The following is a 13,743-nucleotide window of genomic DNA, read 5'->3' as shown; positions in this document are numbered from 1 at the left end:
ATTTATGGAAAAAAGACACTTAAGACTCATACCTATCGTCCTTTCCGCTTCATTATTTACATTTTCCTGTGTAGATAATGATTACGATCTGACCGATGACATTGATCTCACGATTCAAGTAGGAGGCAGTGAATTCGCTATTCCCGGAGGAGAAACAGAACCGATTCTGCTTAGTAAAATTCTGGACATAGAGGAAGATGGCGTTGTCAAGACAGATGAATACGGCAATTATTACTTATGGCAAGAAGGCTCAGAAACGACTACCGATATTTCAGTAGATGATTTTGAGATAAACAGTCCCGACATCAATCCAATAAATCAAGTGTTGAATTTCAACCTTCCATCTATAGGCGGTGTTCAGGAAAATCTTCCTCCTATCACTTTGGATGAAATGACTACAAATTTCAAACTTGACGGAACAGAACTTCCCAAAGAAATCAAATCTCTGTCTCTTATCAGTATGGACATGGAAGCCGTCGTTCATTTTTCATTTGAACCAGCTATTGCTGAAAACTTATACTTAGAAGTCATTAACCTGCAATTCCCGGAGTTCATACAATCATCTCGATTAACTCATGGACTTTTACAACTTGAAAATGAAAAAGCCAACAGGATAGATGGACTGTCTGTCACAGTACCTATTGATGGAATAGATTGCAGGCAAGATGGCGTCAGATTCGAAGGAGGCAATATCCTTATTGAGGGAAATATTTCTTTGACAGGTGAGGTAACTATTAATACCGGAGAAATCCTTGTAGGTGAGGGGCCTGCTTCCGTTACATTGAAAGTTGATATCACCCTGCAAGATAAACAGACTAAAAAACAAATCATCAAAATAAAAAGTATAGTAGGTAAAGTGGAACCGGATATCGACATCACTATTGACCCGGTAACTATATCCGGATTGCCCGATTTCTTGGATGACGAAAGAGTTACCCTGTCGGTAGAAAAGCCCATGATATTCTTCACAGCCAATAATAATACACCTGTAGCAGCCCAAGTAAAAGGTGAAATCACTTCTTATATCACTAAAGATAATCAAAAGGAACAACTTGGAGATCCTGTGAATCATCCTGTTAAATTCGATTTTACAATAAATAAGGAAACAGAAGAAAAGTTCTGTCTTTTGCCACCGGATGTACCGACAGATATTGAAGGAGTTACTACTTTTGTCGAAGTGGAAAATTTACCTACCTTGATTTCAAGAATACCGGATTTATTTGAATTCGAAGTAACCGCTGAAGCAATCCAGGCCGAAACGGAAATCCAACTAAACCATACTTATGGCATTACCACCGATTATGATGTCAATGTACCTTTTGTTTTCGGTAAAGACGTTACTCAAATTGTTTATAAAGACAGCGTAGACGGATGGTATGAAGACCTAAAAGACTATGAAATAAAACAAGTAAACGCAACAGCCACAGCTGTTAATAAAATACCGTTAGGATTGAACTTTACAGCGAAAGCACTGACTGCAGATGCTCAAGGTAATCCGGAAGAATTAAAAGGCGTAACAGTCACTGTAAAAGTTGACGGAGAGAAGGACGGTATCATCAAAGCCGGTAAAAACAATGTAGCCGCCGAAAGCGCATTAGTCATCGAAATAAAAGAAACAACCGCCGGTGCAGTTAAGAAATTAGACGGATTGGCTTTCGAGATCGTTGCAGCCTCAGGAACAGACGCCCAAGGACAACAACTAAACGAAAATCAAACGTTACAGTTAAAAAATGTCCGATTGAAAGTACCTGGCGGTGCAATTGTTGATTTGAATTAATTTGAAGATGTATAAAAACGATAAAACAATGAAACACTATAAATTAAAAGCTATACTGGCCTCATTCTTCATTCTTTATACCACAGGTGTAGGAGCACAGAATCTCAATTCAAGCTACTTCATGGAAGGTATGACTTATCGCCATCAGCTCAATCCGGCATTCATGGGTGAAAGCAACTATATAAACATGCCGCTTTTCGTATTGGGTAATTTTAATGTCGGCGTCCAGGGAAATATCGGCGTTAACGATTTCCTTTATAAATACAATCAGAATGGATATAAGCTGACTACATTTATGAATCCAAGCGTCAGCAATAGTGAGTTCTTAAGCAACCTACACACCAACAATCATCTAAGCATGAATTTGAGCATGCCGATCATTGCATTCGGCTTCCGGGGCTTTGGTGGTTTTAATACATTTGAAATAGGATTCCGCTCCAATACTTCTATCAATCTGCCTTATGGACTCTTTGATTTCATGAAGACAGGAATGAGCAATGAAGCCGGTAGTCACTACACTGTAGAAGATCTGACCGTACGCTCTAATAACTATGCAGAGGTAGCCTTAGGGCATTCTCACGAAATCATCAAAGACCGCTTAACGATCGGTGCTAAAGTCAAATTTTTGGTAGGAGGTGCCAATGCAGAAGCCAAAATTAAAAAGATGGATATCACCATGGGACAAGATGAATGGCTCATCGATGCAGAGGGACAATTAGAAGGATCACTAAAGGGTGGTTATTTTGAAAGCAAAGAGCCGGACGAAAATGGCAAGCCCGGTGAAATTGACGGTTTCGATATTGATGGTCCCGGCATAGGCGGTTTTGGTGTCGGATTCGATCTGGGTGCTGTATACAAAATGGATGACTTTGTAGAAGGATTGACGCTATCTGCAGCTTTGCTGGATTTGGGTTTCATCAAATGGAATAACGGATTAAAGGCTAAAATGATACATAGTTACACTTTTAAAGGATTTGAAAACCCGATTGCCGTAAAACCGGACGAAGGCCAGCCAGGTGATATCGACGACGAATTAGATAACTTGGGAGACCAATTCGAAGAATTCATCAAATTCCGCGATGAAGGTACAGTTAGCAGCCGTACTACTAAATTGGCAACAACAATGAATATCGGAGCAGAATACGTTCTTCCTTATTATAAAAACTTGAAATTCGGTTTGCTTTCATCCACTCACTTTAACAAACCGTTCACATGGTCGGAAGCACGCCTTTCTGCCAATGTTGCTCCGGTAAGATGGTTTGAAGCTTCCGTCAACTATGCAATAAGCAGCTTTGGTTCATCGTTAGGATGGGTATTGAATTTCCATCCGAACGGATTCAACTTCTTCATTGGAACAGACCATATGATTACCAAAGTTACACCGCAATATGTACCTGTAGGCAATGCTAATGCAAATGTAAGTTTGGGATTCAATATTACTTGGGGAAAGAAGAAGGCCAAAAAAGTTGTAAAGACTACTACAACTACAATATCAGAATTCTAAAGACAACTGACCATCTCCTAAGAGATTAAAAGTCATTCGATGATAAGGAGAGACACCGTGTTCTGCAATAGCAGCACGGTGTTTTTTCGTAGGATATCCTTTATTATGATCCCAATCATAGTAAGGAAACTCTTGGTGCAACCGGTTCATGTAATCATCACGATAGGTCTTGGCTAAAATGGATGCTGCTGCAATAGAAAGATATTTTCCATCCCCTTTTACCACCGTCGTATGAGGGATTTCCAGATATTTCTTGAAACGATTCCCATCAATCAGCAAATGTTCAGGACGTACCTTCAACTGATCTATCGCCCGATGCATAGCAAGAAAAGAAGCATTAAGAATATTTATCTCATCAACTTCTTCGGGAGAAACAACTCCTACCGCCCAAGCAACAGCCTCTTTCTCTATCACCTCACGCAATGTATAACGTTGCTTTTCGGTGAGTTGCTTAGAATCATTCAACAGTTCATTCCTAAAGTCTTGTGGAAGAATAACAGCAGCAGCATAGACAGAACCGGCCAAACACCCCCGACCAGCCTCATCACAACCGGCTTCTATTGTATCTCCATTCAAATACGGTAATAACATAATCGTTTTATTATAACTTAAAAACCGTACAAAGATAAGAGAATAAAAAAAGGATGCCGAGAAAAAGCATCCTTTTATATTGAACATAGTTCTAAAATTATATTTTTTGGAAAGTAGATTTGTCATAGTATTCATAGTCGGAATCTTTCTCTGATGACTCCAATATCAATTCAGAATCAGTCAGTTTCAGAACTGTGTAAACTTCATTATCTTCAGAATCATCATCATAGGCATAAATTATAGTCAACTTATCACCTTCCAATTTCCATTTTCCGGTATCACCATCAGCAACTACCGTACCATCTTCATTGAATGTAACTGTAAAATCCCCTTCTTCATTCCATTCATCATTATACTCTGGATTATTTGCATACTTTTCATATCCTTCCGACCAAGTGCATTGCCATTTACCTACCAAAGTATCTCTTCCTCCTATCTCATCATCATCGCCACAAGAAATAAGACTTACACTCATAATAGCAAACAACATAAAAGATAAAAACTTCAAGTTTTTCATATATAACAACTATTTTTCGCTTATGGCTCTCACTTTCAGCATTCATTAATAAAACATAGCACAAGAGCCTTTAAAGAGAATATTTCTCTCTAACATGCCATTAAATAAATTATAATTCACAAAGATAAAGCTATTATAAACAACCAAAAAATACAAAAATAGCTAAACAAGAATATTTTGCAAAATAACGTGATTATTCAACATAAAAAAGTGATTATCTTGCAAAAAAAATCAGTGACCGATTATTATCAGATGAAACGATATAATAAAATAGTGGCGACTAAATGTATTTTCATTCAGCCGCCACTACCCTATATTTTTTAATTTTAGAATATGCTCCAAGCAACTGTTAAGCCTGCCATTACAATGGCTACCATACTCATAAGCTTGATTAAAATATTCAGACTCGGTCCGGAAGTATCTTTAAATGGATCACCCACCGTATCCCCCACGACAGTTGCCTTATGAACCTCACTCCCTTTACCGCCAAAGTTACCTTCTTCCACATACTTTTTGGCATTGTCCCAAGCTCCTCCGGCATTAGCCATGAAGATAGCCAACACAAAACCACTGCTCAAACCACCAATCAACAACCCAACGACTCCGGTTACCCCAAAGACAACTCCGGTTAGAATAGGGGCTATAATTGCAATAAGTGACGGGATAACCATTTCCCGTTGAGCACCTTTGGTAGAGATAGCTACGCAACGTTCATAATCCGGTTCTGCTTCTCCGGTCAAAATTCCTTTTATTTCACGAAATTGACGGCGAACCTCATCAACCATATGCCCGGCAGCTCGTCCAACGGCATTCATTGTTAATCCACAGAAGAGAAAAGCCATCATAGAACCAATAAAAATGCCGGAAAGTACCTTAGGATTCATCAAGGTAACATCGTAATAGTTCATGAAATCGACAAAAGTAGCATTAGCTGTTGCAATAATATCACCATTTGGCATCGTTAATTCTATGGCACCGAGACGGGTTAATCCGATGCGTATCTCTTCTATATAAGAAGCAAGCAAAGCAAGTCCGGTCAAAGCAGCAGATCCGATAGCAAAGCCCTTGCCGGTAGCTGCGGTCGTATTACCCAACGAATCAAGGGCGTCCGTCCGTTTACGGACTTCCTCACCGAGAGCAGACATCTCGGCATTACCACCCGCATTATCTGCAATAGGACCATAAGCGTCGGTAGCGAGGGTGATTCCTAAAGTGGAAAGCATGCCGACAGCTGCTATACCGATCCCATAAAGCCCCATGCCGACATTGTCGAAATCAAAACCGGAAGCAAACAGGAAAGAAGCAATAATACCTACCACCACTGCCAAAACCGGAATAGCCGTGGAAAGCATACCTAAACCAATGCCGGAAATAATAACGGTAGCAGGCCCTGTCTTACCGCTTTCACTCAATTTCTGTGTCGGACGATAGGATTGTGATGTGTAATATTCGGTAGAACGCCCGATAACAATACCGACGATCAATCCCACCACTACAGCACAGGAAATCCACATCCAGTTATCGAGTTGCAACAACCAGAGAATAAAGAAAGTGGCCACAACGATTAAAACAGAACTGAGATTTGTTCCGAAAGCAAGAGAATTCAAGAGGTCTTTCATTTTGGCATCTTCCTTCGTGCGGACAGAAAAGATACCGATAATGGAAAGTAAAATCCCTACAGCCGCAATCAACATAGGCGCAATAACTGCTTTGAACTGCATGACTGTATCTCCTGTATGCATAAAAGCGGCGGCTCCCAAAGCAGCAGTAGCCAAAATGGATCCGCAATAGGATTCATAAAGATCGGCACCCATGCCGGCTACATCACCCACATTATCACCTACATTATCAGCAATTGTAGCCGGATTACGCGGGTCGTCCTCAGGAATACCAGCCTCGACTTTACCTACCAGATCAGCCCCCACATCGGCTGCTTTGGTGTAAATACCGCCACCCACACGGGCAAACAATGCCTGAGTAGAAGCACCCATACCAAAAGTAAGCATAGTGGTAGTAATAATGCATAGTTTATGAGTAGGAGTCAATACATCCGCAGGAATGGCCCAATTCAACAGCAGATACCAGAAAGATATATCAAGAAGGCCGAGACCTACCACCACCAATCCCATCACTGCCCCGCTACGAAATGCAATCCGCAACCCGGCATTCAAAGATTTACGAGCCGCATTTGCCGTACGGGCAGAGGCATAAGTAGCTGTCTTCATCCCCAAGAATCCCGACAATCCGGAGAAAAAACCTCCTGTAAGAAAAGCAATAGGTACCCACGCATTCTGTACTTGAAAGCCATAGGCCATAATTGAAAACAATATTACCAAACCGAAGAACACCCACCCCACAATCTTATACTGTTGTTTCAGATAAGACATGGCACCTTTGCGCACAGCAGCAGCAATCTTAATCATTTGAGGAGTACCTTCACTCTCTTTCATCATCTGCTTATGAAAATAATAAGCAAAGCAGAGAGCCAATACAGAGGCGGCCGGAACCAACCAGAAAAGCAAGCTATCCATAGAATAAATATTAGAGGTTTAACGAAAGGATAAAAGTATTGATTCTAAATGAAATAGGCAAATAAAAATTAAAGAAATTTCGATGGTCACACTCTGCTTTCTTTTCGAACGGACTACAATGAAATCATTTCGAACGAGAGAGAGCCTCTCCCTTGACAATCCGTATTCAACTTGGATACGATATAACTTTTATTCCACATAGTTTCCCTATCTTCCAAAAAGCGATGTAGCATCATGATTATATCGAACTGAGGCTATATAGAGACGGCAATCAATAAATTCGTCCTTGTACTGGTTTGCAACACAGTTGCACCACAAATCTCCTACCTTTGCATCAACAAAAGAAAAAAAGTCATGGGATGTAATTGTAATCATCACTCCGGTTGCCATACACAGGAGGAAAAGAAGAAGAAAAGTAAAAACCTACCCGTCATTATCAGTCTTATAATGTTGGGAACGGGAATGGGAATGAATCATTTCGGTTGGTTCACCCTGCCGGGTAGTGCATTGGTATGGTATGCGATCGCCTACCTCATCGCAGGCTGGCCTGTATTGCGGGAAGCTTTCGAACAGCTCCGTCAAGGAGATTTTTTCAACGAATTCATGCTGATGGGAATTGCTACCATCGGTGCATTTTGTATCGGCGAATATCCTGAAGGAGTAGCCGTAATGCTCTTTTACTCCATAGGTGAGGCTTTTCAAGACCGTGCGGTAGGGAATGCACAACGAAATATTAAAGCCCTGTTGGATGTACGCCCGGAGACAGCTACCGTGATACGTAACGGGCAGCCCGAAACAGTACATCCAGAAACAGTAAACGTAAATGAACTCATTGAAATAAAAGCCGGAGAACGCGTCCCTCTTGACGGAACAATGCAAAACGAACAAGCCTCATTCAATACTGCTGCTTTAACAGGTGAAAGCCGCCCGCGCACCATCCGCAAGGGAGAACCGGTACTTGCCGGTATGATTGCCACCGACCGTGTGATACAGCTCATTGTAAGTAAACCATATAATGAAAGTACACTTGCACGAATACTTGTCATGGTACAGGAAGCAAACGAACGGAAAGCTCCCGTAGAACTGTTCATCCGGAAATTCGCACGCATTTATACACCCATTGTAACCGGATTGGCCGTACTGATTGTTCTGATTCCTTTCTTGTACTCACTGGGCATGCCGGCATTCGATTATATATTTAGAGACTGGCTCTATAGAAGTCTGGTATTTCTGGTAATCTCTTGTCCTTGTGCACTCGTTGTCAGTATCCCGTTAGGATACTTCGGAGGAATCGGAGCCGCTTCTCGCGCGGGTATCCTATTTAAAGGTGGCAACTACCTGGATGCCATCACACAAATAAACACAGTGGTATTCGACAAAACAGGTACGCTGACAAAAGGAGTTTTCGAAGTACAACACGTAGAAAGCGTCTTATCTACCCAAGAAGAATTATTACGATACATCGTCTCTGCCGAACAACAGAGCACCCACCCGATAGCCCGCGCCATCAGTGAATATGCCTATAAGAAAGAAATCCCCCTACTCCCGTCTTCCGCCACAACGGAAATCCCCGGGCATGGGCTGGAAGTATATCTGGACGGACACAAAGTATTGGTAGGAAATCCACGACTGCTCTCCCGTTATCAAATAGCCTATCCTATGGAATTGAACACGATAGCAGATACCATTGTTGTCTGTGCTGTCGATGGTGTCTATGCCGGTTATCTGCTGTTATCGGATACTCCGAAAGAAGATGCCATAACCGCCGTCAAAGAGCTAAAAACATTAAATATTGATAATATACAGATCTTATCTGGAGACAAACAAGCAATTGTTTCTAAATTAGGGACGGAATTAGGGATATCACAGGCATACGGCGATCTATTACCGGAAGGAAAAGTTGCTCATATTGAAGCATTAAAAACCAATCCCTCCAATCGTATCGCCTTCGTGGGAGACGGTATCAATGATGCACCTGTACTTGCCATGAGTAATGTCGGCATAGCGATGGGAGGGTTGGGAAGTGACGCGGCTATCGAAACTGCAGATATCGTTATACAAAACGACCAACCCGCCAAAGTAGCTACCGCCATTCGTATCGGCCGGGGGAACCTCCCGCCATTCGTATCGGCCGTGCAACGAGACGCATTGTATGGGAGAATATCATTCTCGCTTTCGGGGTTAAGTTCGCAGTGCTGCTATTAGGCGCTATCGGCATAGCCACCATGTGGGAAGCGGTCTTCGCCGATGTCGGAGTTGCTTTAATCGCGATCCTTAATGCCATACGGATACAGAAAAAGAAATTCTGACCTCCTGTGGAAAGATGGAAATTGTTCTATCGGGGAAAGAAAGGTATTCGGGAAAAGTAAAATACCGTAAAAAAGGAACACTTATTATGGAAGAAGATATTTATTTGAAAAAACTGGCGCAACGGAACATCAAGCCGACTGCCATGCGGTTGCTTATCCTTCGCGCCATGATGCAGTTTGACCGTGCTTTCAGCCTGCTCGACCTGGAAACATACTTGGATACAGTGGATAAATCCACACTATCACGTACCATCAACCTCTTTCTGAAACATCATCTGATACATGGTATAGACGACGGTTCCGGTTCACTGAAATATGCAGTCTGCGGCAATGAATGTAATTGTGATATTGACGATTTACATGTACACTTTTATTGTACAAACTGTCATCGGACATATTGTTTGCGGAATATCCATATACCCACCGTAAGTCTTCCCCAGCACTTTACAGCAGAAAGTATCAATTATGTGATAAAAGGATTGTGCGACCATTGCTCACACTAAATAAAACAAAAAGGTCACACAAAGAGACTAAAACTCCCCCGATACCGGCTTTTGAACCGCACTCCAAAAGTTAACCACGAAACTTTTGGAGTGCAGTTTGATTTCCTGCCTGACAATCGGGGGAGTTTTATATTCTATTCGATGGTTACCGCAGTTCCGGTAGCTGTTACCATTAGCATGCTTCCGCTACCTCCTACGGTTTCATAATCCAGATCGACACCGATAACGGCATTGGCTCCCAAACGGGCAGCTTGTTCTTCCATCTCTCTAATTGCCGTATCTTTCGCCTGTCTCAGCACCTCCTCATATGCTCCGGAACGTCCGCCTACAAAATCGCGGATACCCGCCAAAAAATCACGAAACACATTGGCACCGATAATCGTCTCACCGGAAACGATACCATAATAACGAATTATTCTTTTCCCTTCAATAATGGGAGTGGTTGTTACTAACATACTCTTTTCTTTTTTAGTTTACTTGTACCAAATTAGACGTACAAACGACCTAAAAAGTTGCAGTTTCTTCCTGTTTTTTTCCCCATCCGGGATTCTGGATAAGTTTCGAATCCGGATAATCTATCTCTTGCTGAGGGATAGGCAGAAGCTGCTGATAGCTCTCTATCTTCAACTGTCCGGTAGCAAGATCATTACGACGCAAGAAAGCGAAGTAACTGCCAAAGCCTTTCAACTCACTTTGCCAGGTAGAACGCAAAGATTCAATAAAATCGGCTCCACTGACCGGCGGTAAATTACGGGCTTGCCGTACACGATTCAGATAATCCATAGCTTCGCCTTGATTACCCAAACGATAAGCACACTCGGATGCAGACAGCAGTACCTCAGTGTAAGTAACGAAAGGCACATAATCATTCTCTTTCAATACATTTTCATACGATTCCGGTTGTGCGCTGGTCAACAACCCCCAAATAAGTTCTCTTGAATTTCGGGTAAGAGAAGCACTCGAAGACAGTTCCAAAGCATATACACCGCTATCAATGATTCGTTTTAAATGAGCATAAGCTTGATCATAAGACTTTTGATGCAGATACATCTTTGCCAATAAAGCCAACGAAGCGCCTTGTGATGGATATAAGAAACTTTCCGAAGAGTCAAATTTACCCGGTTCCAGTTTGCTGTGTTCCACACAATAATTCAAATCCTCCACTAAATTCGCGAACAAGTCTCTACTAACCAACTGCTTGGTGACAGCAAACGAATTATCATAACTTATCACATAAGGAACGTTCTCCCACCAAGATGCCAACTGAAAATACTGAACGGCAGCCAATTGATGGATGTAAGCCATAAAAGGCGGAATCTCAGTCACTCCACTCCTTTCAAGCAAACTATCAAATATTTTAATTCTGCTAATGGTACTATACACATTGCCCCAAACACTATAAAGTTTACTGTCAGAAGGTGTCAATGTATGTTCGTAAATAAAACGATAAGCCGTACTTCTACCGTCAAAACTTTGTGTATAGTAGCCATCCAAATTAGAGAAATCCTGCATAGAAGTTGCCATCATAAGAGCTATGCCGGTAATCACTTTCTGACCATCCTCTCCAAATTCCACCGGTTTAGACGGATCTCCTTTTTGCGTAAGTCTAAGATCTACCGAAAGCCTTCCACTCGTAGTATAAACCGTAATCGTTTTATCTCTCACCAAAGCACCGGCAGCCGGTTGAACCACAATCTCCAACTCATTTTCCTGAATGGTTCCCGTATAATCGATATCGGAAAACTTAAAAATCTTCAAGGTTTCCACTGATATAGACTCTCCGGGTATACCCGCCGGTTTTTCCAAAGTAACCGGCACCTTACAATCTATCTTAACACGGAAAGTCCCGCCCTCAGCAGGGATTTCCAATTCTTCCTTATCAAGAGTCAGTGTCACATCACCACCGGCATCCGGTTCATTGCCGGCAATACCGTCTCCATCCCAATCAATGAAATAATTCAAATTGGGAACAGTAACTTCCACACCTAAATCTTTATAGCGTCTAATGATATTATCCGAAATCTCATTTACTTTCAATAACATGGAACTCTCTCGGATTTTCTCTTTAGTATCATCCATAAACCTACCTTCCGCTTTGAATTCGGAACTCAACATAGCAAGGTATTCCGTCAATTCGGCATCACTACGATCTTTCAACAAAGCAGATGAAACGACAATCAACGCACCGGCCTCCTCTGTTCCGGAAGCAATAGAGAAATTACAAACATCCTGATCGGCATAGCGCTCCAAACCAAAATTTCTCAAAACCTCCTTCTGTACTTTCGCATCAGCCTCATCAAAATCCATGATATTGTTTCTGATAAGCTGCATCATACGTTGCGTCTTCAGGTGAGTAAGGATATTAACATTAGCCTGTTTATTATCAGTCAAATTTACAATCGATTGCATGGATATCTGACCATCAGACAATTCACCGTACACCTCATTAAAGTAATACCCGTCAGCCGTAAGCAACACATATGGAGAATTCAAATTAATCTCACCGAAATCAAAGGAACCGTCATTATCAGTAATAACGCCTTGATAGACTTCACCGGTCAGATTATAATTCTTATCCAACGCCTGTGCAGTAATCTTAGAACCATTAATAAAAGGCCCTTTTTCTACCTTACCCGATACATTATATGTTTTCGGAGTAAAAATATCCTCCTTATCTTCACATCCGGCAACGAATGCCAAAATAAAAAACAAACAAAAATAGTTTAGCAGTTTATGTTTCATAGTCTATGTTATTTACGCCTTACGGCCATATTTTACCGATCCAAATCAGAACATCTTACTCACTCTCTCTATACCGGCTACAAGTGCATCTACCTCTTTCTTCGTATTGTAAATGGCAAACGAAGCACGCACTGTACCCTCTATACCGAGACGCTGCATCAAAGGCTGTGCACAATGATGCCCGGTACGCACGGCAATACCCAGCCTATCAAGTAAAGTTCCCATATCAAAATGGTGAATATCCCCCACAAGAAAGGAGATAACACTGCTTTTATGTTCTGCTTGCCCAAAGATACGGATATTGGGTATCTCCTCCAATAATTTCGTACCATAAACCGTCAGCTCGTGCTCATGGGCCGCAATATTTTCGATACCGAGCCCAGTGACGTAGTCGAGTGCTTTTGCCAATCCGGTCGTACCTATATAATCGGGTGTACCGGCTTCAAACTTAAAAGGAAGTTCATTGAAAGTTGTTTTCTCAAAAGAGACATGTTGTATCATCTCCCCTCCACCCTGATAAGGAGGCAGACGATCGAGCCATTCCTCTTTTCCGTAAAGAACACCGACACCGGTAGGTCCATATACTTTATGAGCAGAAAAAACAAGAAAGTCCGCATCGAGTTCCTGTACATCCACTTTCAGGTGAGGAACAGACTGAGCCGCATCCACCAAGAAAGGCACCCCGTGTGCATGGGCTGTAGCAATCATCTCTTTAATAGGATTGACCGTTCCCAACACATTGGAAACTTGGGTTACACTGACAATCTTCGTCCTTTCCGAAAACAGTTTTTCATATTCATCCAGCAGTAGCTCACCTTTATCGTTCATCGGAATCACCTTGATGGTAATACCCTTGCGTGCAGCCAGCAATTGCCAAGGCACGATATTACTATGATGTTCCATGACAGAAACAATCACCTCATCCCCCTCCTGCATAAATTCCTCACCAAAGCTGGAAACAAGTAAGTTTATGCTCTCTGTCGTACCACGGGTAAAAACGATTTCGTTCGTACTCCGGGCATTGATAAACCGACGGACAGTCTCACGGGAGGACTCATGCAACTCCGTAGCCTGTTGGGAGAGATAATGCACTCCACGATGCACATTTGCATTGACGGAGTAGTATTCGTCAACAATAGAATCAATCACCAAACGAGGTTTCTGCGTAGTTGCCGCATTATCGAAATAAACCAAAGGTTTCCCATAAACCGTACGGTCAAGAATAGGAAAATCTTCACGTATCTTTTGTATATCCATAATGGTAATGAT

Annotated in this window: 9 protein-coding genes and 1 pseudogene; 4 read left to right on the top strand and 6 right to left on the bottom strand. The window is 41.9% G+C overall.

Annotated features, from left to right (window positions below; all coding sequences use genetic code 11):
* The first annotated feature begins 4 nt into the window (after positions 1 to 4).
* Both QVP90_RS18195 and QVP90_RS18190 read left to right on the top strand, forming a co-directional pair.
* Positions 5 to 1,777: a hypothetical protein gene (locus QVP90_RS18195; protein ID WP_021937209.1), complete on the top strand. Its 1,773-nt coding sequence runs from the start codon at positions 5 to 7 to the stop codon at positions 1,775 to 1,777.
* A 28-nt stretch (positions 1,778 to 1,805) separates the two neighbouring features.
* Positions 1,806 to 3,281, top strand: coding sequence for a DUF5723 family protein (locus QVP90_RS18190; protein ID WP_005927263.1), 1,476 nt, complete (start codon positions 1,806 to 1,808; stop codon positions 3,279 to 3,281).
* Here QVP90_RS18190 and QVP90_RS18185 read toward each other — a convergent pair.
* The 3 genes from QVP90_RS18185 to QVP90_RS18175 form a co-directional block, all read right to left on the bottom strand.
* A complete protein-coding gene (locus tag QVP90_RS18185) occupies positions 3,270 to 3,872 on the bottom strand; it encodes a ribonuclease HII (RefSeq protein WP_055293628.1) in 603 nt (200 codons plus the stop codon). The genes QVP90_RS18190 and QVP90_RS18185 overlap by 12 nt on opposite strands.
* 97 nt (positions 3,873 to 3,969) lie before the next feature.
* Complete coding sequence (locus tag QVP90_RS18180) at positions 3,970 to 4,389, bottom strand: lipocalin family protein (protein ID WP_005927269.1); 420 nt, start codon at positions 4,387 to 4,389, stop codon at positions 3,970 to 3,972.
* A 326-nt stretch (positions 4,390 to 4,715) separates the two neighbouring features.
* Complete coding sequence (locus QVP90_RS18175) at positions 4,716 to 6,920, bottom strand: sodium-translocating pyrophosphatase (RefSeq protein ID WP_007479222.1); 2,205 nt, start codon at positions 6,918 to 6,920, stop codon at positions 4,716 to 4,718.
* A gap of 354 nt (positions 6,921 to 7,274) precedes the next feature.
* Here QVP90_RS18175 and QVP90_RS18170 point away from each other — a divergent pair.
* Positions 7,275 to 9,229, top strand: a pseudogene (locus tag QVP90_RS18170) (heavy metal translocating P-type ATPase).
* Between the two features lie 86 nt (positions 9,230 to 9,315).
* Positions 9,316 to 9,732, top strand: coding sequence for a Fur family transcriptional regulator (locus QVP90_RS18165; RefSeq protein ID WP_005927275.1), 417 nt, complete (start codon positions 9,316 to 9,318; stop codon positions 9,730 to 9,732).
* Positions 9,733 to 9,866: 134 nt separating this feature from the next.
* Here the strand turns inward: QVP90_RS18165 and QVP90_RS18160 are convergent, their stop codons facing one another.
* Genes QVP90_RS18160 through QVP90_RS18150 form a run of 3 tightly spaced genes read right to left on the bottom strand, consistent with a single transcriptional unit; the run spans position 9,867 to position 13,731 of the window.
* Positions 9,867 to 10,187 (bottom strand): heavy metal-binding domain-containing protein, encoded by a 321-nt coding sequence (locus tag QVP90_RS18160; RefSeq protein ID WP_005927277.1) that lies wholly within the window; start codon positions 10,185 to 10,187, stop codon positions 9,867 to 9,869.
* A gap of 49 nt (positions 10,188 to 10,236) precedes the next feature.
* On the bottom strand, positions 10,237 to 12,474 hold the full coding sequence (locus QVP90_RS18155; RefSeq protein ID WP_005927280.1) for a RagB/SusD family nutrient uptake outer membrane protein: 2,238 nt from the start codon (positions 12,472 to 12,474) through the stop codon (positions 10,237 to 10,239).
* Positions 12,475 to 12,519: 45 nt separating this feature from the next.
* A complete protein-coding gene (locus QVP90_RS18150; RefSeq protein WP_005927282.1) occupies positions 12,520 to 13,731 on the bottom strand; it encodes a cysteine desulfurase in 1,212 nt (403 codons plus the stop codon).
* Between the last annotated feature and the right edge of the window lie 12 nt (positions 13,732 to 13,743).

The sequence above is a fragment of the Bacteroides sp. CAG:189 genome (assembly GCF_000432295.1).
GTDB lineage: Bacteria > Bacteroidota > Bacteroidia > Bacteroidales > Bacteroidaceae > Bacteroides > Bacteroides salyersiae.
The sequence above is the reverse complement of the archived record's forward strand: the minus strand, read 5'-3'. Positions and strand labels throughout refer to the sequence as shown.